23 protein-coding genes are annotated in these 21,162 nt (G+C 64.1%); 14 read left to right on the top strand and 9 right to left on the bottom strand.

The genetic code is table 11. The features are described from left to right. Nucleotides 1-14 precede the first annotated feature (14 nt). From QRM57_RS18135 to QRM57_RS18110, 6 genes are all read left to right on the top strand, one after another. Entirely contained in the window at nucleotides 15-1,991 is a 1,977-nt protein-coding gene (locus QRM57_RS18135) for a glycosyltransferase family 2 protein (RefSeq protein ID WP_284987608.1), read from the top strand. After that, the gene (locus QRM57_RS18130) at nucleotides 1,981-2,313 is read left to right on the top strand and encodes an STAS domain-containing protein (RefSeq protein WP_257369546.1); all 333 of its coding nucleotides are present in this window, start codon (nucleotides 1,981-1,983) and stop codon (nucleotides 2,311-2,313) included. Before QRM57_RS18135 ends, QRM57_RS18130 begins: the two co-directional genes overlap by 11 nt. After that, nucleotides 2,306-2,725 (top strand): ATP-binding protein, encoded by a 420-nt coding sequence (locus tag QRM57_RS18125; RefSeq protein ID WP_284987607.1) that lies wholly within the window; start codon nucleotides 2,306-2,308, stop codon nucleotides 2,723-2,725. The genes QRM57_RS18130 and QRM57_RS18125 overlap by 8 nt, the downstream gene beginning before the upstream one ends. A 186-nt stretch (nucleotides 2,726-2,911) precedes the next feature. After that, nucleotides 2,912-3,463 carry a hypothetical protein gene (locus QRM57_RS18120; protein WP_284987605.1) on the top strand — a complete coding sequence of 184 codons (552 nt, stop codon included), beginning with the start codon at nucleotides 2,912-2,914 and terminating at the stop codon, nucleotides 3,461-3,463. A gap of 88 nt (nucleotides 3,464-3,551) precedes the next feature. Then, entirely contained in the window at nucleotides 3,552-4,637 is a 1,086-nt protein-coding gene (locus QRM57_RS18115; RefSeq protein WP_284987604.1) for a C2 family cysteine protease, read from the top strand. A gap of 2 nt (nucleotides 4,638-4,639) precedes the next feature. Continuing rightward, nucleotides 4,640-4,909 (top strand): hypothetical protein, encoded by a 270-nt coding sequence (locus tag QRM57_RS18110; RefSeq protein WP_284987603.1) that lies wholly within the window; start codon nucleotides 4,640-4,642, stop codon nucleotides 4,907-4,909. A gap of 71 nt (nucleotides 4,910-4,980) precedes the next feature. Here QRM57_RS18110 and QRM57_RS18105 read toward each other — a convergent pair whose 3' ends face one another. Next, nucleotides 4,981-6,075, bottom strand: a complete 1,095-nt coding sequence (locus tag QRM57_RS18105; protein WP_284987602.1) for a pyridoxal-phosphate-dependent aminotransferase family protein — start codon at nucleotides 6,073-6,075, stop codon at nucleotides 4,981-4,983. A 151-nt stretch (nucleotides 6,076-6,226) separates the two neighbouring features. Here QRM57_RS18105 and QRM57_RS18100 point away from each other — a divergent pair, with 151 nt between their 5' ends. From QRM57_RS18100 to purM, 6 genes are all read left to right on the top strand, one after another. After that, complete coding sequence (locus tag QRM57_RS18100) at nucleotides 6,227-7,057, top strand: phosphatase PAP2 family protein (protein WP_284987601.1); 831 nt, start codon at nucleotides 6,227-6,229, stop codon at nucleotides 7,055-7,057. 154 nt (nucleotides 7,058-7,211) lie between these two features. Further along, nucleotides 7,212-7,721, top strand: a complete 510-nt coding sequence (gene uraD, locus QRM57_RS18095) for a 2-oxo-4-hydroxy-4-carboxy-5-ureidoimidazoline decarboxylase (RefSeq protein ID WP_257369534.1) — start codon at nucleotides 7,212-7,214, stop codon at nucleotides 7,719-7,721. Beyond that, complete coding sequence (gene uraH / locus QRM57_RS18090) at nucleotides 7,718-8,059, top strand: hydroxyisourate hydrolase (RefSeq protein ID WP_284987599.1); 342 nt, start codon at nucleotides 7,718-7,720, stop codon at nucleotides 8,057-8,059. Before uraD ends, uraH begins: the two co-directional genes overlap by 4 nt. 91 nt (nucleotides 8,060-8,150) lie before the next feature. Then, the gene (locus QRM57_RS18085; RefSeq protein WP_284987598.1) at nucleotides 8,151-8,483 is read left to right on the top strand and encodes a hypothetical protein; all 333 of its coding nucleotides are present in this window, start codon (nucleotides 8,151-8,153) and stop codon (nucleotides 8,481-8,483) included. Between the two features lie 135 nt (nucleotides 8,484-8,618). Further along, nucleotides 8,619-10,250 (top strand): amidophosphoribosyltransferase, encoded by a 1,632-nt coding sequence (gene purF / locus QRM57_RS18080; protein ID WP_235517716.1) that lies wholly within the window; start codon nucleotides 8,619-8,621, stop codon nucleotides 10,248-10,250. Beyond that, nucleotides 10,247-11,404, top strand: coding sequence for a phosphoribosylformylglycinamidine cyclo-ligase (gene purM / locus QRM57_RS18075; RefSeq protein WP_284987597.1), 1,158 nt, complete (start codon nucleotides 10,247-10,249; stop codon nucleotides 11,402-11,404). The genes purF and purM overlap by 4 nt, the downstream gene beginning before the upstream one ends. A gap of 72 nt (nucleotides 11,405-11,476) precedes the next feature. Here the strand turns inward: purM and QRM57_RS18070 are convergent, their stop codons facing one another. From QRM57_RS18070 to QRM57_RS18060, 3 genes are all read right to left on the bottom strand, one after another. Further along, entirely contained in the window at nucleotides 11,477-12,256 is a 780-nt protein-coding gene (locus QRM57_RS18070; protein WP_284987596.1) for a VOC family protein, read from the bottom strand. Next, on the bottom strand, nucleotides 12,253-13,035 hold the full coding sequence (locus tag QRM57_RS18065) for a VOC family protein (protein WP_284987595.1): 783 nt from the start codon (nucleotides 13,033-13,035) through the stop codon (nucleotides 12,253-12,255). Before QRM57_RS18065 ends, QRM57_RS18070 begins: the two co-directional genes overlap by 4 nt. A gap of 184 nt (nucleotides 13,036-13,219) precedes the next feature. Then, nucleotides 13,220-13,444 carry a DUF3073 domain-containing protein gene (locus QRM57_RS18060; RefSeq protein ID WP_024818182.1) on the bottom strand — a complete coding sequence of 75 codons (225 nt, stop codon included), beginning with the start codon at nucleotides 13,442-13,444 and terminating at the stop codon, nucleotides 13,220-13,222. A 243-nt stretch (nucleotides 13,445-13,687) separates the two neighbouring features. On the opposite strand from QRM57_RS18060, the gene QRM57_RS18055 reads away from it, so the two are divergent. Then, nucleotides 13,688-14,485 carry a septum formation family protein gene (locus QRM57_RS18055; protein ID WP_284987594.1) on the top strand — a complete coding sequence of 266 codons (798 nt, stop codon included), beginning with the start codon at nucleotides 13,688-13,690 and terminating at the stop codon, nucleotides 14,483-14,485. Between the two features lie 12 nt (nucleotides 14,486-14,497). On the opposite strand, the gene clpB is transcribed toward QRM57_RS18055, so the two are convergent. Further along, nucleotides 14,498-17,158, bottom strand: a complete 2,661-nt coding sequence (clpB, locus tag QRM57_RS18050) for an ATP-dependent chaperone ClpB (RefSeq protein ID WP_284987593.1) — start codon at nucleotides 17,156-17,158, stop codon at nucleotides 14,498-14,500. A gap of 147 nt (nucleotides 17,159-17,305) precedes the next feature. On the opposite strand from clpB, the gene QRM57_RS18045 reads away from it, so the two are divergent. Beyond that, on the top strand, nucleotides 17,306-17,923 hold the full coding sequence (locus QRM57_RS18045; protein WP_284987592.1) for an MSMEG_1061 family FMN-dependent PPOX-type flavoprotein: 618 nt from the start codon (nucleotides 17,306-17,308) through the stop codon (nucleotides 17,921-17,923). 4 nt (nucleotides 17,924-17,927) lie between these two features. Here the strand turns inward: QRM57_RS18045 and QRM57_RS18040 are convergent, their stop codons facing one another. Genes QRM57_RS18040 through QRM57_RS18025 form a run of 4 tightly spaced genes read right to left on the bottom strand, consistent with a single transcriptional unit; the run spans nucleotide 17,928 to nucleotide 21,064 of the window. Continuing rightward, nucleotides 17,928-19,001, bottom strand: a complete 1,074-nt coding sequence (locus tag QRM57_RS18040; RefSeq protein WP_284987591.1) for a sulfate/molybdate ABC transporter ATP-binding protein — start codon at nucleotides 18,999-19,001, stop codon at nucleotides 17,928-17,930. Next, on the bottom strand, nucleotides 18,998-19,810 hold the full coding sequence (locus QRM57_RS18035) for an ABC transporter permease (RefSeq protein ID WP_284987590.1): 813 nt from the start codon (nucleotides 19,808-19,810) through the stop codon (nucleotides 18,998-19,000). Before QRM57_RS18035 ends, QRM57_RS18040 begins: the two co-directional genes overlap by 4 nt. A gap of 43 nt (nucleotides 19,811-19,853) precedes the next feature. Further along, nucleotides 19,854-20,657, bottom strand: a complete 804-nt coding sequence (modA, locus tag QRM57_RS18030) for a molybdate ABC transporter substrate-binding protein (protein ID WP_284987589.1) — start codon at nucleotides 20,655-20,657, stop codon at nucleotides 19,854-19,856. Continuing rightward, on the bottom strand, nucleotides 20,654-21,064 hold the full coding sequence (locus tag QRM57_RS18025; protein WP_235517734.1) for a TOBE domain-containing protein: 411 nt from the start codon (nucleotides 21,062-21,064) through the stop codon (nucleotides 20,654-20,656). Before QRM57_RS18025 ends, modA begins: the two co-directional genes overlap by 4 nt. Nucleotides 21,065-21,162 lie beyond the last annotated feature (98 nt).

Here is a 21,162-nt window from a genome sequence, read left to right as displayed (position 1 = left end):
ATTAAAGGGGGATTGTGACACGTTTCTGGACCCGGCTTCTGGTTGTCCTCACGGTCATTTTGGGCGTCAACTATGTGGCCTGGCGTTGGTTTGCCTCACTGAACTGGGATGCGTGGTGGATCGCCGTTCCGTTGGTCATTGCCGAGACGTACAGCCTGATCGACGTGATGCTTTTCGGCTTGACGGTGTGGAACCTCAAGATCCGCAAGCCGCCTCCCCCGCCGCCCGCCGACGCCACCGTCGACGTCTTCATCACCACATATAACGAACCCCTGGACCTGGTCCTGACCACAGCCCTGGCCGCCAAGGACATCCGCTGGCCGCACAGCACCTGGATTCTCGACGACGGCAATCGCCCCGAGATGCGCGACCTCGCCGACACCCACGGGATCGGCTACGTGACGCGCGGTGCGGACTGGACCCCTGACATGCCGCGGCATGCCAAAGCAGGCAACCTGAACAACGCGCTCATGGTCACCTCGGGCGAATACCTGTTGATTCTCGACGCCGACCAGATCCCCGAGCCGGACATCCTGGACAAGACGCTGGGCTACTTCAACGACGACCGCGTGGCGCTGGTCCAGACCCCGCAGTACTTCAGCAACGTTCCCGCCGACGATCCCCTCGGCAGCCAGGCTCCCCTGTTCTACGGCCCCATCCAACAGGGCAAGGACGGCTGGAACGCGGCCTTCTTCTGCGGCTCCAACGCGATCCTTCGCCGCGAAGCCTTGATGCAACTGGGCTTGGTGGGTTACGTCAAAGCCACGGAGAAGAGTGTCCGGCGGGCATTGAGCGCCTCCAAGCAGGCCATCAAGAAGGCCCGGCGCTCGGAGGAGGCCCGTAACCCGTTGGTGGAGCAGATGCTCAACGAGGTGGAGGCCGCCACCACGGCAGCCCAACAGGAACTCGACGCGCGGGTGTCCCTCAGCGAGATTACCTACCGCGTGCGACGCAAAGTGGACGAAGCCGTGCGCACCCTGGTCGCAGCGGACTTCTCCGCCCTGCAGTCCGACCTCGAAGAAATCGCGGCAATGGAACTCGCCCACGTCGGCGAAGGTGGCGTCACCACTGTGGCGAGTGACGCCGTCGACCGCATGTCCGGGCGCGACTGGTCCCCGCTGGGTGCGCTCGAATCGGTCCACGCCGTCCTGGACGCGATCTCCGTGGAACGCACCGACGAAGCCCAGCCGATCATGCCCCTGGCCACCATCTCGGTCACCGAAGACATGGCAACGGCCATGCGCATCCACGGGCTCGGCTGGAAGAGCGTGTACCACCACGAAATCCTGGCCAACGGACTGGCGCCTGAGGACCTCAAAACCATGCTCACCCAACGCCTCCGCTGGGCACAGGGCACCATGCAGGTCCTGCTTCGCGAAAATCCGCTGGTGCAACGTCGCTTGTCCTGGGGACAACGGCTCATGTACTTCTCCACCATGTGGAGCTACCTCAGCGGGTTTGCGGCCGTGGTCTACTTCGCCGCGCCGATCATTTACCTGACCCTCGGCATCCTCCCGGTCAGCAGCCTCAGCTGGGACTTCTTCATCCGCTTCATCCCGTTCATGGTGGTCAACCAGCTGCTGTTCGTGGTGGCGGGGCACGGGATTCCCACCTGGCGCGGGCAGCAGTACAGCCTTGCGCTGTTCCCCACATGGATCAAGGCATGCACGACGGCGGCGCGGAACGTCTGGTTCGGCCGTCCCCTCGGATTCGCGGTCACCCCCAAAGCACGCCAGAGCGGCGGACCGAGTTGGAGCCTGATCCGCCCGCAGATCACGGTGGCCGTCCTGCTGGCTGTGGCGATGGTGGTTGGTATCGCCCGCCTGCTGACCGGGCTTTCCGAACCGCTGGGCACCTTGGTGAACGTGGCGTGGGTGGCTTTCGACCTGGTGGTCCTGAGCGTGCTGGTCAAGGCAGTTTTGTACAAGGGTTTCGTGCCTGAGGATGTTGGGCCCAAGCGCCCGGAGGAAAGGAATGCAGATGCAGTTTAGCTATGAGGTCAAGGACACCTACGCGGAAGTGAAGAGCGTGGGCCGTTTGAACATGGTGGCCGCGCCCAAACTCCGCGAGGTAGTGAACGAGGTTGTGGCATCGGGTTCCAACCGCGTGGTGGTGAACCTGGCCGAGACCAACTTCATGGACTCGTCCGGGCTGGGCGCACTGATCGGCTGCCTCAAAGCAGCGCGCCAGGCCGGTGGCGACCTCCGCATCGCCGCAGTTCAGCCGCAGGTGAAGATGGTGCTGGAACTGACCAACATGGACCGCGTGCTGACGGCATACCCTTCGGCTGAGGAAGCATTCGGCGATGACTGACGTGATCGCCCGCCGGGGGTTCCACGGGCCTTCCACCGAGGAAGCGATCGAGTCCATCCACAACGAACTGGATGCCTTGTGGGACGACGCTTCCTTCGTGCCCGATATGGACCGGATGACTTTCGCGACCGCCGTGATCGAAGCCGCCGCCAACATTGTGCAGCATGCCTTGCCGGCGGCAGAGAAGCCTGTGGAGATCGACGTCGACATCAGCGTCCGTCCCAGCCGACTGGTGGCCAGGGTGAGCGCTTTCAACGCCCGCGAGCCGTTCGCCGACGACATGCAGGCGTCCATGCCGGATTCTGAGGCGGAGTCCGGGCGGGGGCTGGCACTGATCGAGGCACTGGTGACCACGGTGACGTTCGAGCGCCAGGACGGCACCAACACCTGGATCCTCACCCGCAACACCTGACCCTCACTCACACCCCACCCCCTTCCCGCCAACCCTCCCTCACATCCCACCCCCTTCCCGCCAACCCTCCCTCACACCCCACCGCCGAAGCCGTCGGAGGGGTGTTCTGCCCATCGCCGCCGGAAGGCATTTGTGACACCATTCGGTGAGTACCGCCGTCGAGCGTTTTATGAAGTTGGGGGAACCATGCGCAGAACCGCGCAGCGAAACTTGCAGCTGGCAGCTGCGCTTTTGGGGTGCGCGGCGGCATTGTCCAGCTGCGCCGCAACCCCGGACGGCCCCTCCCGGAAACCGAGCTCTGCGCCGCCGGTCACGGCCGCGCCGGCATCGCTCGCGGAGAGCACCATCAAGTATGACGCCCTGACCAAAGAGCTCGTCGAGGCCTTGGAAGCCAAAATGCCCGGCCTCACGTGGGCCCCGGACGATCCCTCCAGCGTGACGAACAGCAAAGACGGCACGTGCATCTTCCATCCGCAAAGTTTGAAAAGCAGCGCGGACATCGTGGAGCCGTCCAAAAACTTCGAGGCTGTTTTCGACGCGGCAGACCCCGTCCTGGATAAGTACGGCTTCCCGGCCTTCGGCGGAACTGACCCCGTTCCGGGTGGCTGGGTGGTGGCCCGCAGCACCGACGGCACTGGCGCGACCATCACCATCGAATCGAAGAGCCCCGCCTTCCTGAGCATGACGGTCCCGGTCACGGCCGAAAGTTGTGCCGGCACGGCCACCCCCACGGGCTGACAGGGAAGTTCTATCCATCGCGTCCGGCGGGCCACACGGTTACGGTGACCTTGGCTTCATGGCCACAACATTCAAGGGGGACGGGACAATGCCGGGATTCTACGGTGCTGATGTTGAACAGTTGCGGACATTGGCCAAAACCATGTCCCGACACTCCGAGCGCATGACCTCGTTGTCCCTTGAGCTGGGCAACCTCATCACCAACGCCCGCTGGGATGGCAGGGATGCTGCGATATTCCGGGCGTCGTGGAACTCCGAGCACCGGCCCATGTTGGTGAGGATCTCCGCCGAGCTACGGGACCAGGCCACGGAATTGGCCCGGAACGCGGACGAGCAGGACAGGTCCAGCTCGGGGTCTTCGGGCTCCGATCGTTCCGGGCGGGGCGACTCCAACCCGCCCGGCGACCCCGGGCCCCTGAACCCGGACACGCCCGACGTCGATGTTCCCGGCGATGTTCGAAAGGACCCCGACGCCGGCAACCCCAGCGACATCCGCCAGGGCCAGATCGGTGACTGCTGGCTGCTGGCCGGGATGGGTTCGGTGGCCCAGGAATTGGAGCGGCAGGGCAAATTGGATGAGTTCCTGGAATCGCATATGCGTCCCGTCGGCGACCCGCCAACACACTGGGTTGTCACCCTGTATGACGACGGCGAACCCGTGGAGGTGACTGTGGAGGCCAAGTCCACGGAGGGCGGAGTCCGCGGCGCAGACGGCCAACCGAACTGGTTGTCCATCTACGAACGCGCTGCCGCTGAGCACCGGGGCGGCTCCTACGATGACATCGACGGCGGCTACAGCAACGAAGCCATGGAGCTGATGACCGGAAAGTCCGCGGATAAGGACGGGGAGCTGAACCTGGACGACATCGAGGACAAACTTTCGGACGGCAAAGCGGTCTCCGTAGGCACCGAAGATGTGAAAGACGACGACTTCGACTGGTTCTGGGAATCTGAAGAGGTCAACCGCACAGATGTGGTCCCCAACCACGCGTACATGGTGGTGGATGTGAAAACCAACGACGACGGCCAGAAGGTCATCGTGCTGGCCAACCCGTGGGGGCTTTCAGGCGGTTACATGGAGGGCGACAGCGACCACAAGTCCGGAACGCTGGAACTGACCGAAGATGAGTACAAGGAGAACTTCGATTCCGTGTACTCCGTGGATGTGAAGTAGGGATGACCGTGGAACAGCTGGTAACCGTGAAGCAAGGAATGCAGCCAACCTTCGACGGCGTGAAAGTTGGGGTGGTTAAGATTGGCATGGCCGAAGGAGCCCCTGCCGTGCAGTTCTGGATCCGGACGGCAGAGCAGGAACGGAAGCAGGCCTTCCGGGAGGGTCAGTCCGTCACCCTCCCTGGCGCGGGGGTCCTCACCGTCACCGGGATCCAGCCCGACGACGACTCGGCCCTCGCCTCGGTGACGTTGAAGTACGACGGCGGGACATGAGAGAGCGTTACCCCCAAGCAGGCGGGACGTGAGAGAGCGTCACCCCCAAGCAGGCGGGACGTGAGCGAGCGTCAGGCTTTGGCGAGGGCCTCTTTCAGCGCGCCCAGCACCAGTGTCACCGACGCACTGTTGGCGTTGGGGCCCATCATTCCGATCCGCCACACGGTGTCGGCAAACTCCCCCACTCCGGAGCCGATCTCCATACTGAAGTGCTCCAAAAGGTAAGCGCGGACGGCAGCCGAGTTGACGCCGTCGGGCACTTTGACGGTGGTGAGGCTCGGCAACCGGGAGCCTTCGGCAGCGAACAGCTCCAAGCCCATCTCCTGCAGCCCGTTCTGCAACGCGTCACCAGCGGCGCGATGCCGGGCCTGCACAACGTCCAGCCCTTCGGCGAGGATGCGGTCCAACGCAGCTTCGAGGCCGGCGATCATGGTGACCGGCGCTGTGTGGTGGTAGGTCCGGGCACCGCTGGCCGCGCCGACGTAGCCACCGAGCAGCCCAATATCGAGGTACCAGGAACGCGGATCCTTGACGCGGCGTTCGAACGCGCGGTCGGACACCGTGAACGGCGACAATCCCGGCGGGACGCCTAAGCACTTCTGCGTGCCCGCGTATCCGACGTCGATCCCCCAGTCGTCTGCCAGGAGCTCCAACCCACCGATCGATGTGACGGCGTCCGTAATCAGGAGAGCGTCGCCCTTTCCGGCACCGAGGGCGGCGATGTCGGAGATCACGCCTACGGACGTCTCTGCGTGGACCGCCGCGATCACTTTCGGATGAGGGTGTGCCGAGAGGACCCTGTCAGCATCGATGGGCTGCCCCCATTCGTGATCGACGCGGACCACTGTTGCCCCGCATCGTCGGGCGACCTCGCACATCCGTACCCCAAACAGTCCGTTGACGGCGATGACTGCCACGTCGCCGTCGGACACGGTGTTCACGAAAGCCGCTTCCATCCCGCCGGAACCCGTAGCGCTCAACGGAAGCGTGCGCGCATTGGAAGTCCCCCACACTGTCCGGAGGCCCTCGCAGGTGTGGTCCAGACGCTCGATGAACACTGGGTCCAGGTGGCCGAGCACTGGGTACGCAAGGGCGGCCATGGCTTCGGGGTAGCAATTGCTGGGGCCGGGACCGAACAGGAACCTGGACGTCAGAATGTCTGGCATGTGGAACTCCTTCCGCTGGTAGTGGTCATTCTGCCCCAGCTTGGTGGACGGAGCGAACGGCAGCTTCCCTGAACGCATCCCCAGGATCGCCCAAGGTGAAAATGCTAAGGTTGCTCACCAATGCGGAGGCCGCCACGGATAGGGGACAAGAGTGACGACTGAAGGGCAGAAGCAGCCAGAAGCCGGCGTCCAAGGCGAAGTAAGCCAGGACCGCTTCGTTGCCGGACAGGACCTGACGCGCTGGAAATCCCCGATCGGGCGCACCTTGGCCAGGGGCGCCGAGTGGATCACCAGACTCCTCGGCCCCTATGCAGCGCTCATCATCACGCTGGTCGTGGGCCTTGCGGTGGCATTGTCGTTGGCCCTGGTTTTCGGCGAGGTCTATGAATCGGTCACGGAAGCCGACGGCGTTGCAGGCCTGGACCATCCAGCACTTGATGCAGCCAAGACGGTCCGATCCCCTGCTTTGGATGTTGCGATCACTGCCTACACAAACGTCGGTGGCACTGTGGGAATGCCCATCATTGCCGTGGTGATCATGATCTTCCTGGCCGTGCGCAGGAAGTCCTGGACACCGGTCATCCTGATGCTTGCCGCCGGGCTCGGCTCACTGCTCATCACCGTCCTCGGCAAGCCACTCTTTGGCCGCACCCGGCCGGACCTTGCCGACGCCATCCCGCCCTACGAGCACTCCCCCTCCTTTCCCAGCGGACACTCCCTGAACTCCCTGGTGATTGCGGGCATCGTGGCGTACCTGGTCATCCTGAGGCTCAAGACCCTGCGCGCGCGGGTCATTACCGTGGCGGTGGCGGCGGCATTTGCCATCACCATGGGCCTGAGCCGCGTCTACCTCGGCCATCACTGGCTGACCGATGTCCTGGCAGCCTGGGCTATTGGCATCTCATGGCTGGCGCTGGTCATCACGGCCCATCGCCTCTATCTGACCGTGCGCACGAGACGCCACACCGCGGTAGTCTCTTGACACCAGAGTGATCTCTCGGCTTAACTAAATTACGTATGCTGAAATAACAGTTCCATGATGCGGAAGCAGAAGTATCGCGCTTCCTCCTGCTGAACCGCAGGAGTTCCGCATAGCCCACACCATGGATGCCAGCATTTGCCTGAGGATGACAAGCATGGAGCTTGCAGTATTCAACAGCCTTGAGCGGGATGAGGCCGTCAAAACCCTGACACCCTGCCTGGATATCAGCCGCTGGGTCGAAACAATCGTCGACGCCCGCCCCTTCGCAAGCGTGGACGACTTGTTGGCCCACGCCAACAAAGCCGCGCACCCCTTCACGCCGGCCGAAGTGGAGTCTGCCATGGCCCACCACCCCCGGATCGGCGAACGCCCCAAGGCACAAACCACCGAGGCCGCAATGTCGCGTTCGGAGCAAGCCGGAGTTGACCCCGGCGACAACCAGACAACAGCGGCCCTGGCCGAGGGGAACCGTGCCTACGAGGAAAAATTCGGCAGGGTTTTCCTGATCCGCGCCGCAGGCCGCAGCGCCGAGGAAATCCTCGCCACGCTGCAGGAACGCATTACCCACACACCCGAAGAAGAAGACACAATCGTGGCCGGCCAGCTGCGGGAGATCGCACTGTTGCGCCTCTCCGGACTGGTCAGCGAAGGAGTCAACGCATGAGCGTTTCGCAGGTAACAACCCACATCCTCGACACCGGTTCCGGTCGCCCGGCGGCTGGCGTCGCCGTCGTACTTTTCGTCCGCGAAGGCGACGACTGGACCTTGGTGGCGAAGGGCGAAACGGACGCCGACGGCCGCATCAAGACCCTCGGCCCCGAGCGGATTCCCGGCGGAGCCTACCGGCTGAACTTCGCCACGGGCGCCTACTACGAAGGCCTTGGCACGGAGACGTTCTTCCCCGAAGTGGACCTGAACTTCACAGTTTCCGATGCCGGCGAGCACTACCACGTGCCCCTGCTGCTGAGCCCGTTCGCGTTCTCGACGTACCGCGGCAGCTAACCCACCCCGCCGAGTTGCCAGTTAATGCCAATGTTCCCCAAGAACATTGGCATTAACTGTCGTATCGGCGGGGAACGGTAGGCTTTAACACATGGCTTCAAAGGACACCACCCCCAACTCCGCCCGCCGCGAAATCACGGTTCGGCGGGCACCCAAATTCGTACCCTTCATGATTCTGGGCGCGGTGGTGGGCGCAATCGTGGCCGCGATCATCGCTTACGGCCGCCCGGCGGACCCCGCCTTCGACGCCAGCACCGTCTTTGGTTTCTTCCTGATCGTCTGCGCCGGCGGCGGCGTGATCGTGTTCTCGATCCTCGCCCTGGTCCTGGACCGCATCAGCGTCAAGCGCTCACAGCGCGCCGTGGTGGAAGCCGTTCCGGACTCGGTCCCGGATGAAGGCCCCGAGCACGACGACGTCCGGTAAGTCGGGCGTTAAGACCCAACTTTCGCGGGGGAGGCACTGTGAGACGTGTCGCATTTTGCCCGTATCGGCGCTGTTCGCGGGGTCACATAGGCTGCGGGGGGACCTACCACGGCCACAACATGAGACAATCGACCAGTGGCACGTGGCGACGGAAAACTTTCTCATGATCTTCTCCCTGGCGAAAAAGGCCCCCAGGACGCTTGTGGCGTCTTCGGGGTTTGGGCTCCCGGTGAAGAAGTAGCAAAACTCACCTATTACGGGCTGTATGCGCTGCAGCACCGCGGACAAGAATCGGCTGGTATTGCTACCAGTGACGGCAAGCGCATCAATGTCTATAAAGACATGGGCCTTGTGTCCCAGGTCTTCGACGAGACAACCCTGAACACCCTGACCGGGCACCTGGCCGTTGGCCACTGCCGGTACTCCACCACCGGTGCAAGCCACTGGGCCAACGCGCAGCCAACCCTGGGTGCGACCGCAACCGGCACGGTTGCACTGGCCCACAACGGCAACCTGACCAACACCGCTGAACTCCGGGAAATGATCCTTGAGCGCAACGATGGCCAGCTGACCGGTGAAATGAAGCAGGGCAACACCTCTGACACCGCCCTGGTGACCGCACTCCTTGAGGGCGAAGAAGGCAAGACCCTGGAGCAGACCGCACTGGAGCTGCTGCCCAAGATCAAGGGTGGCTTCTGCTTCGTCTTCATGGACGAGGGAACCCTCTACGCAGCCCGTGACACGTACGGCATCCGCCCGCTGTGCCTGGGCCGCCTGGACCGTGGCTGGGTGGTCGCTTCCGAGCAGGCCGGCCTTGCCACCGTTGGTGCGAGCTTCATCCGCGAGATCGAACCCGGCGAATTCATTGCCATCGACGAGGACGGTGTCCGTTCGCAGCGCTTCGCTGAGGCTACCCCCGCCGGCTGCGTCTTCGAATACGTCTACCTTGCCCGCCCGGACGCTGCCATTGCCGGCCGCTCCGTGTACGAGGCCCGTGTTGAGATGGGCCGCCAGTTGGCCCGCGAAAACACGCACGAGGCCGATCTGGTCATCCCCGTTCCGGAATCGGGTACCCCTGCGGCTGTTGGTTACGCCGAACAGTCGGGCATCCCGTTCGCTCACGGCTTCGTCAAGAACGCCTACGTTGGCCGTACCTTTATCCAGCCCTCGCAGACCCTACGCCAGCTGGGTATCCGCCTGAAGCTCAACGCCTTGGAATCGGTGATCCGTGGCAAGCGCATTGTGGTGGTGGATGACTCGATCGTCCGCGGCAACACGCAACGCGCAATCGTCCGAATGCTCCGCGAAGCCGGCGCTGCTGCGGTGCACGTGAAGATCTCCTCCCCGCCGGTTCAGTGGCCCTGCTTCTATGGCATCGATTTCGCGTCCCGCGCGGAGCTGATCGCCAACGGCGCAACCATCGAGGAGATTTCGCAGGCCATCGGCGCCGACTCGCTGGCCTACATCTCCGAGGATGGCATGATCGGCGCCACCCAGCAGCCGCGCGAACGCCTTTGCACGGCCTGCTTTACGGGCAAGTACCCGATTGAGCTGCCACATGCGGACAAGCTGGGCAAGAACCTGCTGGAGCGCACGGACCTGGGCGGCCTGGAACCGGCCGCTGAGTCCGAGTCCGTGGACGACTCTGAGGATCCGGCCGAGAAGCCCGGTGCCACAGGCTGCGATCCGGGACCCGACGCCGAATTCGAAAACCTCCTTACCGACGCTGATCGTTTGACCGACGCCGACAAGAAAGAGTCTGTATGACCTCCGCAACCCCCGCCGCTGACAGCACCCAGAATGCAAACGGCATCACTTACGCTTCTGCAGGTGTCGACGTCGAAGCGGGAGACCGCGCCGTCGAACTCATGAAGGACGCCGTCAAGGCGACCCACAACAACTCGGTGATTGGCGGCGTCGGCGGTTTCGCTGGCCTGTACGACGTCTCTAAGCTGCTGACCTACAAGAAGCCGCTGCTTGCCACGTCCACGGACGGTGTTGGCACTAAGGTGGCAATCGCCCAGGCCATGGACATCCACGACACCATCGGTTTCGACCTGGTGGGCATGGTGGTGGACGACATCGTGGTGGTTGGCGCTGAGCCGCTGTACATGACCGATTACATCGCCTGCGGCAAGGTTGTTCCGGAGCGCATCGCCGACATCGTGCGCGGTATCGCAGCTGCGTGCTCCGTTGCCGGCACCGCCCTTGTGGGCGGCGAGACCGCCGAGCACCCGGGCCTCCTGGGTGAGCACGAGTACGACGTCGCCGGTGCCGCTACCGGTGTTGTGGAAGCCGATGCCCTGCTTGGCCCAGACCGTGTCCGCGCCGGCGACGTCGTGATCGGCATGGCATCCTCCGGCCTGCACTCCAACGGCTACTCCTTGGTCCGCCGCGTCATCAACCACGCTGGTTGGGCCCTGGACCGCCAGGTTTCCGAGCTCGGCCGTACGCTGGGCGAGGAGCTCCTTGAGCCGACCCGCGTCTACGCAGCCGACTGCCTGGACCTCGCACGCACCTTCCCGCTCACGGGTGGCGCCGCAGTTCACGGCTTCAGCCACGTGACCGGTGGTGGCCTGGCCGCCAACCTGGCCCGCGTCCTCCCGCAGGGCCTGGTTGCCACGGTTGACCGCAACACCTGGGAACTCCCCGCGATCTTCAAGCTGGTCTCCGAGCTCGGCAACGTTCCCCTGGCCGACCTGGAGCGCACACTGAACCTCGGCGTGGGCATGATCGCCATCGTGTCCCCCGAAGTTGCCGACGCTGCTGTTGCCCGCCTGAACGACCGCGGACTGCCGTCGTGGGTCATGGGTACGGTTTCGGCTGACTCGGACTCGATCGACAAGACCGGCCCGGACTACGTCCAGGGTGCCAAGGGTGTCGACGGCGGCGCTGTCCGTTTGGTGAACGCGTACGCCTAGACCGCATCTGAAAAGAGCGGCCCCGCAGTTTCGAACTGCAGGGCCGCTCTTTGTTGTTCGCCAGCTTCCCAACTAGCGTGACGAGACCTGGATCAGGCTCAGGACGCCACCCTGGGGGTCCTGAACGGTGGCCAGGGATCCGGTCTCGGTGGTCTCCTCGGGTTCCACCAGCACCACTCCCCCGGCAGCTACCGCAGAGTCAACGGCCCGGCGCACGTCCGCGACACCGAAATAGATCTGCCAGGCGGCATCCTCGCCTTCGTCCGCGGGAACGACGCCGGCCACCTCGTCACCGTTGACCATCAGCGTGCTGTAGCTGCCGCCGTCGTCCTGCGGGTATTCGGTGACCTCATGCCCGAAAAGCTGCTGGAAGAACCCGACGGCGGCCTGCGGCTCAGGCGTCAACAGCTCGGCCCAAGCCAACGCACCGGGCTCACTGAAGAGGTGGCTGCCGATGTGCGTGCCAGCCTGCCAGACCCCGGTGGTTCCGCCGCCAGGGGGTTCGATGAACGCCAACACCCCGGTGTCCGCCACGGCCTCGGGCCCGAACTGCAGCTTCCCGCCGGCATGAACGGCGTCTTCCCCGATTTCTTCGGTGTCCGTGGCCGCAATGTAGATGTTCCACTGGCTGTGGGTCCCTGCGGCTTCCTGCAGGGGGTTCTGCGGGGCGATGACGGCCACGAGATGCTCCCCGATGAAGGCCTGGGAGTAGCTGCGGCCGTCCGGGGTAGGCAGGTCCTGATAGCTCCAGCCGAAAAGGTGCTGGTAGAACTCCTTTGCTGCGGCCACGTCCCTGGCCTGCAGGTCGGCCCAGCACGGCTCACCGTTGGTGTAATGCTTCCGGACCGTCATGCTGTAACTCCTGTCATGATGCTGAACGCTGCCCCTGCCGGGTCCATGAGCACCGCCATGCGTCCTATGCCCGGCACGTCGAAAGCAGGGGCGATGACGTGGCTGCCGAGTTCCACGGCCATATCCACACCGGCATCCACGTTAGCCACGGCAAAGTACGTCATCCAAAACGGCGAGAGGCCCTCGATGGGGAGTGTAAGCGCGCCGGCGATCCGCTTTCCGTCCACCAACAGTGATGTGTATTCCTGCAGGTCCCCTGCCGGCTCTGTCCGGCTGTCGCATCCGGTCACGGCCTTATAGAAGGCCACTGCCTTGGGGACGTCGTTGGTTTGAAGCTCGTTCCAAATCATGGTGCCAGGCTCGTTCACAAGACCTGAACCGGAATGGTTCAGGGCCTCCCAAAAACCGATCTGGGCTCCGGTGGGGTCTGTGGCGAAGAACATGCGGCCGCCGCCGTTGGGAACCGATTCGGGCGGCGAAAGCAACGATCCTCCGGCGGCCTCCACGCCCCGGGCAGCAGCGTCCGCTGAATCCACGGCAAGGTAATTCGCCCAGTACGACGGCATCCCTTGCGGCGCGTCCGGCGACTGCTGCATCAGGCCGGCAACGTATCGCCCGCGAAGCTTCGCCATGTAGTACGTCACACCGTCCCCGGCGTCGCGCGCCTCCAGCTCCCAGCCAAAGAGGGCGCTGTAGAACTTTGCGGACACGTCGATGTCATTGGAGGACAGGTCCACCCAACACGGTGTCCCCTGCTTGTAGCTATCGACCTCCGGCATGGTTCTCCCTTTCGATGCACCCGAGCTCAAGACTACGCAGAAAAGGGCCCCCGGGGTACGCCAAAGAACGGCGTGCCCTGGGGGCCCTTTTCAAAAGATTTACGGCATCCGAAGATGCGCGTTGACCTTGATGTACGACGGCGGTCCGCAACTCAGTGCCAAAGGCACCTGTTGGTCACGACAGCTATCCGATACGGCGGGTGTCTACCTCGTCGTCATCGTCTTCCGCGTACTTGTCCTCGTAGGCCGAATAGTCCGGCTCCGGGGGATCTTCGGGGAAGTGGCTCTTTACACGACTGGACGGACCCGTGAGCTCCCGCTCAAGTGCCGAATAGTCAGTGTTCGGGGAGTAGTACTTAATGTCCCGAGCCTGCTTGGTAGCTTTTGCCTTTTGACGGCCGCGCCCCATGGCGTGACCCCCTTTTGTACTTGGACCGGAGGTGGTCACCTTGGCTATCGGTGAGGCCCCGGAATGTTTGGTCAATTTGTCGTATGTCTAGATTACATGCTTTCGGAGGTGCCTGCGTGCCAACACAACGCGGCGGCACAGCCAACCACAAGCAAAACCAAGGCTGGACACCTCCAACAAGGGTGAAAATTCGGTAGAGTCTGCCTCAATGCGACCCAAGAGCAGGAAGGCACTCACCGGAATATGAGCCAGGACAACACCCCACCACGTGACGGTTCACCACGCGAACAGGGCGAGGACGCCGTGGACCCTGCGCCCACCGCACCCTCAGGGCTCCCTCCTGCACCGTGGGCCTCACCTTCCGGATTGCAGCCAGACCCTGCGCCCGAAATGGACCCCGACTTCGTGCCCAATCCGGGCGAACAGCCGGACCCCGCGGCCCCGCCGACGGACGACCAGCAGCCCAGCTACCCCGCTGCATATCCGGGCCAGCAACCGAATGCGTCCGAAGAGTGGCAGCCCGAGCAGCATGGGGACCCGGTCAAGCGGCAGCGGCTGGTCATCGGCGGGATCGTCCTGGGTGTCCTTGTGCTTATTGGCGTGGTGATCTGGGTGCTGCTCAACCTGCTTGGCACCCGCCCGGAAGCGGCAACAACCAGCCCCAGCGCTACAGCAACACTTGGCCCCCTCCCCCGTGATACCGAGGCCAAGGATTTCCAAGTGGGAGACTGCTTTGCCGACTTCGACCCCAATGCTTCCAAAGCGCGGGCCGTAGCGTGTGATACCGAGCACTCGGCCCAACTTGGCGCTGTTTTCACTTACACCGGAGACGAGTCGTTCCCCGGAACCAATGCGTTGCGTGACAAGGGCCGCGAAGTGTGCCGGACAGTGAAGCTCAACGCGGCGGCCGACAAATACGTCCTGCTTCAGCAGAACGTCTACCCCAGCACCACCAGCTGGGACCGTGGCGACCGCCGCGTTGATTGCTTCATCGTGGTGGATTCCGGCAACACCATCAAGGAAAACCTCCTCGAAAAGTAGCTGCCGGGTCCCCTACTTCCTGCGGACCGTCAGGCCGGCACCCACCGGCATTCCGCCGTCGGGCCCTGTCAGGGCCTCAAAGCCCTCAATGGTGAGCTCGTCCAGGTCCGCGGCAGTGTCCACCAGAACGGTGTCACCATCGCTGATCTCCCCTGCAAGGATCTCCTTGGCGAGCCGGTCGCCGATCTCGCGCTGGACAAGCCTGCGGAGCGGGCGGGCGCCGTACGCGGGGTCGTAGCCGGACATAGCCAACCACGCACGCGCGCCGTCGGTGACTTCCAGGCTCAGGCGGCGATCGCGAAGGCGGTTGCCCAGCTCTGCCACATGCAGTTCAACAATCCGGGCCAGTTCCTCAACGGACAGCGGATCAAACAGGACGATTTCATCCAGGCGGTTCAGGAACTCAGGCTTGAAGGATGCCTGCACCACGGCCATGACCGCTTCCCGCTTGGCCCTTGCGTCCAGTGACTGGTCCACCAGGAACTGGCTTCCGGAGTTGGACGTCAGCACCAGGATGGTGTTGCGGAAGTCCACGGTGCGGCCCTGGCCGTCGGTGAGGCGACCGTCGTCGAGCACCTGCAAAAGGATGTCGAAGACTTCCGGATGGGCCTTCTCCACTTCGTCCAGCAGCACCACCGAGTAGGGGCGGCGGCGAACAGCCTCGGTCAGCTGGCCGCCTTCCTCGTAGCCCACGTATCCCGGAGGGGCACCGACCAGGCGGGCGACGGCGTGCTTCTCGCTGTACTCGGACATGTCGATCCGGATCATGGCGCGCTCGTCATCAAAGAGGAAGTCTGCCAGCGCTTTGGCCAGCTCCGTCTTACCGACGCCCGTGGGGCCCAGGAACAGGAACGAACCCGTGGGCCGGTTGGGATCGCTAATGCCTGCGCGGGCCCGGCGGACGGCGTCAGACACGGCCTGCACAGCCTTGCTTTGGCCGATCAGGCGCTTCCCGAGTTCCTCTTCCATGTGGAGGAGCTTCTGCGATTCCCCTTGGAGCATGCGCCCCGCCGGGATGCCCGTCCACGCGGAGATGACCTCGGCGATGTCGTCCGCGGTCACCTCCTCGGCCACCATGAGTTCCGGCTTGTTGTCGGCACTGGTGCGGGCTTCTTCTTCGGCCGCGGCACTCAGCTCCCGCTCCAGGGCGGGCAGCTCTCCGTAGAGAATGCGCGACGCCGATTCCAGGTCGCCTTCGCGCTGCGACTTGTCCGCGGCGGAACGCAACTCGTCGATCTTGGCTTTGAGGTCACCAACGCGGTTCAGGCCCGCTTTCTCGGCCTCCCAGCGAGCATTGAGGGCGCTGAGCTCCTCTTTCTTATCGGCCATGTCGGCACGCAGCGCAGCCAACCGCTCCACCGAGGCCGGGTCGGTCTCCTTCTGGAGCGCCAGTTCCTCCATGGTCAAACGGTCGACGGCGCGGCGGAGCTGGTCGATCTCTTCCGGCGCGGAATCGATCTCCATGCGCAGCCGGGACGCGGCCTCGTCCACGAGGTCGATTGCCTTATCTGGCAGCTGCCTGCCTGAGATGTAGCGGTTGGACAGGGTGGCCGCCGCCACGAGTGCGGAGTCGGCGATGGCCACCTTGTGGTGCGCCTCGTAGCGTTCCTTCAAGCCACGAAGAATGCCGATGGTGTCCTCGACACTGGGCTCACCGACGTAGACCTGCTGGAAGCGGCGTTCCAAGGCCGGGTCCTTTTCGATGTTCTCGCGATACTCATCCAGGGTGGTGGCACCAATCAGGCGCAGTTCCCCACGGGCAAGCATGGGCTTAAGCATGTTGCCAGCGTCCATGGCACTCTCGCCGGTAGCCCCGGCACCTACGACTGTGTGGATTTCGTCGATGAACGTGACGATCTGGCCGTTGGAGTTCTTGATTTCCTCAAGGACAGCCTTCAGCCGCTCCTCGAACTCGCCACGGTACTTGGCCCCGGCCACCATGGAAGCGAGGTCCAGTGCGATCAGGGTCTTACCGCGCAGGCTTTCCGGGACGTCACCAGCCACCATGCGTTGGGCCAAGCCCTCCACGACGGCCGTCTTACCGACGCCGGGTTCGCCGATCAGCACCGGATTGTTCTTGGTGCGGCGGCTGAGGACCTGGATGACGCGGCGAATTTCGCTGTCGCGCCCGATGACGGGGTCGAGCTTGCCGGACCGCGCTACCGCCGTGAGGTCGGTGCCGAACTTCTCCAAGGCCTGGAACGTGTTTTCCGGGTCGGGCGAATTGACGTTCCTGTCGCCACGGACACCCGGGAGTGCGGCGAGCAGCGCCTCATGGGAGGCACCGGCGTCGCGCAGTAGTTTCCCGACGGCGTCACTTCCGGCCGAGAGCCCCAGCAGCAGGTGCTCGGTGGACACAAAGGAGTCGCCGAGTTTGTCGGCCTCGCCTTGGGCGGCCTGGATGGCCTGCATGGACTGGCGGGAGAGTTGCGCCTGCTGGACCGAACTGCCCGAGGACGACGGCAGCGCCTTGATGGCAGAGCTTGCCTGGACGCTGACGGCATCCGGGTCCGCGCCCGTGGCACGCAGGAGCGCCACTGCGACGCCTTCGCGCTGGTCCATGAGTGCTTTGAGCAAGTGTGCGGGCTCGAGCTGCGGGTTGCCCGCGGTTGAGGCGTTCATGGCGGCCGCAGAAAGGGCCTCCTGGCTTTTGGTAGTGAATTTGACGTCCAAAGAGTGCACCCTTTCTGGTGAGACCGATTCTTTCAAGTTGAGTCTACTACGCTCAACTTTGAAATATGGGGCCCTGTGTTCCATGTTTGCCCACGGCGAAACCAGTGTCCAGAGCCTTTGGGTTGGGGAGGCGCTTAGGCTGGGGGCATGGACACTATCTCCAGCGCGGAGGAACTCGAAGAACTCATTGGACGCCCCTTGGATCGCGTACGGAAGAAGGTGCGACGGCAGCTCAGCGCTTTCGACCGGCAATGGCTCGCCGCGAGCCCCTTCTGCGTGATCTCCACTACCGATGCCCAGGGCCGTGTGGATGCCTCACCCAAGGGTGACCCCGCCGGTTTCATCCACGTCCTGGACGACAACACCATCGCCATTCCCGAACGACCGGGCAACAAGCTCGCCTTCGGCTTCCACAACATCCTGGAGAACCCGAACGTCGGCATTCTGTCTGTCGTCCCGGGGCGCACCGACACCTTGCGGATCAACGGGACCGCGCGCGTCGTCAGCGACGCAGACTTCTTTGAACACATGGTGGTCAAGGGGCACCGCCCACGGGCCGCCGTCGTGGTGACCGTGGAGGAAGTGTTCACGCACTGCGGCAAGGCGTTCATGCGCAGCGGACTCTGGCAGCCGGAAACCTGGGAGAGCGGCGATTTGCCGAGCATTGCCGTGCTCGCGAAGACCTACACCCAGCCCGAAGCCCCGCTGGAGGAACTGGAGTCCTACTACGGACCGTCCTACGCCGAGGGAATGTACCGGGACTGACCCGTCACGCCGGGTAAACCGACACCAGCGCGGACTTGACCACGAACCGCACGTCCATTCCTGGCACAAGGCCGAGGTCTGCCGACGCCGCGGGCGTGATGTCGGCGGACAAGGCTTGGGCTAACGCGCCCGCACTGGCCCGGACGCGGATCTGGTCTCCGTGCGGCTCAAGGTCCGTGACGGTGACGGGGAACGCGTTGCGCGGACTCCCGTGGACGTCGCCCAGGAAGACGGAAACGCTCGACGGCGGGAAGGCCGCCACGCCAGCCTGGCCGGGCACAGGTGACCAGTCGGGATCGTGCTGGCCGGCGAAGACCCGGCCATCCGGCGTCGTGATTCCATCCCTGGTGATGATCCCGGAAACGAGGTTGAGCCCCGCGAGGCCAGCCGCGAATTGGCTTCGTGGGCGTTCCAGGACTTGGCGCGTGGGCCCTTCTTCGGCGATGCAGCCCTGCTCCACCACGATCACCCTGTCGGCGAGCATGTAAGCGTCCAGGACGTCGTGCGTGACGATAATGGCCTTCCTATCCTTCAGCACACGCTTGAGCACGCGGCGGAGCAACGGTGCCGCATGGATGTCCAACGCCGCCATGGGTTCGTCGAGCAAGAGGAGTTCGGGCTCGGCGGCCAGCGCACGGGCAACGGCGATGCGCTGCGCTTGCCCGCCCGAGAGTTGGGCGGGTTTTCGTTGGGCAAGTGGCAGCGCATCCACCTCCGTCAACCAATGGCGGGCCGCTTCCCGCGCTGCCGCTGTGGATGCTCCGGCACTGCGGGGACCAAAAGCCACGTTATCCAGTGCGTTCAGGTGCGGGAAAAGCAGCGCCTCCTGGGCAAGCAAGGCAGTCCCGCGCTGGTGCGGTGGGCTCCAGTGGCGGGAGCCGCCGTCGAGGTTGAACAGTTCTTTATCGCCGATCCGTGCCGAGCCGGAATCGGGCCGCAACAGCCCCGCGATCACTCCCAACAGAGTGGATTTGCCCGCCCCGTTGGGACCAAGGATGGCCACGGTTTCGCCATCGCGGAGGCTCAGGGACATGTCGAAATTCCTGGCGCGGAGGCTGGCCTGCAGCTCAAAGCTCATGGCTGGACCGCCACAGGTGCACTGCTCCGGCGGGCACCATAGCTGAGCCCCACCACGGCGACCGCCACAGCCACCAGGACCAAGGACAGCGCGACGGCGGCATCGGCGTCGGTTTCGCGTTGAAGGTAGATTTCCAGCGGTAGCGTCCGGGTGACCCCTTCAAGGCTCCCAGCGAAGGTCAGCGTGGCCCCGAACTCACCCAGGCTCCGCGCGAACGACAACACAGCCCCGGAGGCCAGCCCTGGTAGGACCAGGGGAAGGGTGACCCTCCGAAGAACCGTGGTGGGCCGGGCACCGAGTGTCGCAGCAACGGCTTCATACTTGTTTCCGGCCGATCGCAGTGCACCCTCCAGACTGACCACCAGGAACGGCAAAGCTACGAACGTCTGAGCCAGAACCACCGCGGTAGTGGAAAACGCAATCTGGATACCGGCCACTTCCAGCGACTTCCCCAGCAGGCCCTGGCGCCCGAATGTGTACAGGAGCGCTATGCCTCCGACGACGGGTGGCAGGACCAGCGGCAACAGCACAAAGGAGCGCAGGAGCCTTTGTCCGGGGAAGTCGCCACGGGCCAGCACCAACGCCAACGGGACACCCAGCACGACGCAGAGGACGGTGCTCGCCGCCGAGGTCCGCAAGCTCAGCCCCAGTGCGGCCAACGACGAATCGGACGTGATGAGCGGAATGAACTGCGGCCAGTTCACTCTGGCCACCATCGCGAGCAGCGGAAGGACCACCAGCAGACCGCCCACAGCTGCGACGGCAAAGATCCAGCGCGGGATGCCTTGGTAGCCGGTGGCGGTCTTCATGGTCTCCTCAAAGTGGTGCGGCTCGGTGCTTAGGGCGCGGTGCTTAGGGCGCGCCGAATCCGGCGTTGCCCAGTACCTTCTTACCCGCCTCGCTGGTCACCGAGCCGATAAATGCCGCGGCCAGTTCCTTGTTCTGGCTGGAGCTTACCGTGGCTATGGGATAGGTATTGACCGCCTTGTCCGACTCCGGGAAGGCGATGCCCTTGACCTTGTCTCCGGCGCCCTTGACGTCCGTGACGTAGACCAGCCCTGCATCGGCCTCGCCCGAGGTGACTTTGCCCAGGACATCGGTCACCGATGACTCTTCGCTGACCGGGCGCAGCGAGATTCCCGTGGCCTTCTCCACGGTGTCCGTCGCCGCGCCGCAGGGAACCTGGCTGGCGCACGTCACCACCTTGACGCTCGGCTTGGCGAGGTCGGCAAATGAAGAGATCGACGCCGGATTGCTGGGCGGGACGGCGATCTCCAGAACGTTGGTTGCGAAGTTGGTTGCGGTACCGTCCAGCAGCTTGGCATCGGCAAGCTTGGCCATGTTCTTGGTATCGGCCGAAGCGAACACGTCCGCTGGCGCCCCTTGGGTGATCTGGGTGACCAGGTCCGAGGAACCGGCGAAGCTCAGCGTCACCTTGGTGCCGGGGTTCTTGGCTTCGAAGTCCTTGGCCAGCTGGGTGAAGGTGGACTTGAGGGAAGCCGCAGCGAAGACGGTCACTGTTCCGCTCAGCGGGGACGCGCTGCTGTTGCTCGATGGTGCGGCTGCGGGGGCGGTAGTGCCGCAGGCCCCAAGGGCGCTGGCCAATCCCACAGCGACAGCCGCGGCCACAATGCCCTTCTTCATGTGTGTCCTCATATGATGCTCTTTCCCTGCGGAGTTTCGATAATGACGGTGGTGGCCTTAACGACGGCCGTAGCCACGGATCCGAGTTCCAGGCCGAGTTCCCGGACGGCCTCGCTGCTCATGAGCGACACCACCCGGAAAGGCCCGCATTGCAGCTCAACCTGGGCCATGACCTTGTCCATGGTGATCCCCGTAACCAGGCCGACGAAGCGGTTCCGTGCCGAACTTCCCGAGCGGGAGGGGTCGTCCGGGAGATGGGACTGGTCCCTGGCAAGCGTGGCGAGCTCAAGCCCGTCCACAGCAAGGCGGCCCGCTCCGTCCTTCTGCGGTGTCAACGTTCCATTCTCGGTCCAACGCCTCACGGTGTCGTCACTGACCCCGAGGAAGCGGGCGGCCTCGGAAATTCGTATTTGCGGCATGGTGTCAGTGTACTTCCGCAGATACGGTTCAGATCTCGAGATTGTTCCGCAAACCAAATATGACGCATGGCCGCCCCCACACCTCGAAGGCGGCAGGC

It is taken from the genome of Arthrobacter sp. fls2-241-R2A-172, assembly GCF_030208885.1.
Lineage (GTDB): Bacteria > Actinomycetota > Actinomycetes > Actinomycetales > Micrococcaceae > Arthrobacter.
Note: the sequence above shows the minus strand (reverse complement) of the source record. Positions and strands in the feature narration are given on the sequence as shown.

Excerpts from the sequence above, each read along its gene's own strand:
- QRM57_RS18115 (WP_284987604.1), top strand. The coding sequence starts at position 3,552 with ATGCCGGGATTCTACGGTGCTGATGTTGAACAGTTGCGGACATTGGCC.
- QRM57_RS18065 (WP_284987595.1), bottom strand. The coding sequence starts at position 13,035 with ATGCCGGAGGTCGATAGCTACAAGCAGGGGACACCGTGTTGGGTGGAC.
- QRM57_RS18120 (WP_284987605.1), top strand. The coding sequence starts at position 2,912 with ATGCGCAGAACCGCGCAGCGAAACTTGCAGCTGGCAGCTGCGCTTTTG.
- purM (WP_284987597.1), top strand. The coding sequence starts at position 10,247 with ATGACCTCCGCAACCCCCGCCGCTGACAGCACCCAGAATGCAAACGGC.
- uraH (WP_284987599.1), top strand. The coding sequence starts at position 7,718 with ATGAGCGTTTCGCAGGTAACAACCCACATCCTCGACACCGGTTCCGGT.
- QRM57_RS18110 (WP_284987603.1), top strand. The coding sequence starts at position 4,640 with ATGACCGTGGAACAGCTGGTAACCGTGAAGCAAGGAATGCAGCCAACC.
- QRM57_RS18070 (WP_284987596.1), bottom strand. The coding sequence starts at position 12,256 with ATGACGGTCCGGAAGCATTACACCAACGGTGAGCCGTGCTGGGCCGAC.
- QRM57_RS18040 (WP_284987591.1), bottom strand. The coding sequence starts at position 19,001 with ATGAGCTTTGAGCTGCAGGCCAGCCTCCGCGCCAGGAATTTCGACATG.
- QRM57_RS18105 (WP_284987602.1), bottom strand. The coding sequence starts at position 6,075 with ATGCCAGACATTCTGACGTCCAGGTTCCTGTTCGGTCCCGGCCCCAGC.
- QRM57_RS18130 (WP_257369546.1), top strand. The coding sequence starts at position 1,981 with ATGCAGTTTAGCTATGAGGTCAAGGACACCTACGCGGAAGTGAAGAGC.
- QRM57_RS18055 (WP_284987594.1), top strand. The coding sequence starts at position 13,688 with ATGAGCCAGGACAACACCCCACCACGTGACGGTTCACCACGCGAACAG.
- QRM57_RS18045 (WP_284987592.1), top strand. The coding sequence starts at position 17,306 with ATGGACACTATCTCCAGCGCGGAGGAACTCGAAGAACTCATTGGACGC.
- QRM57_RS18035 (WP_284987590.1), bottom strand. The coding sequence starts at position 19,810 with ATGAAGACCGCCACCGGCTACCAAGGCATCCCGCGCTGGATCTTTGCC.
- QRM57_RS18060 (WP_024818182.1), bottom strand. The coding sequence starts at position 13,444 with ATGGGGCGCGGCCGTCAAAAGGCAAAAGCTACCAAGCAGGCTCGGGAC.
- uraD (WP_257369534.1), top strand. The coding sequence starts at position 7,212 with ATGGAGCTTGCAGTATTCAACAGCCTTGAGCGGGATGAGGCCGTCAAA.
- modA (WP_284987589.1), bottom strand. The coding sequence starts at position 20,657 with ATGAGGACACACATGAAGAAGGGCATTGTGGCCGCGGCTGTCGCTGTG.
- QRM57_RS18085 (WP_284987598.1), top strand. The coding sequence starts at position 8,151 with ATGGCTTCAAAGGACACCACCCCCAACTCCGCCCGCCGCGAAATCACG.
- QRM57_RS18125 (WP_284987607.1), top strand. The coding sequence starts at position 2,306 with ATGACTGACGTGATCGCCCGCCGGGGGTTCCACGGGCCTTCCACCGAG.
- QRM57_RS18025 (WP_235517734.1), bottom strand. The coding sequence starts at position 21,064 with ATGCCGCAAATACGAATTTCCGAGGCCGCCCGCTTCCTCGGGGTCAGT.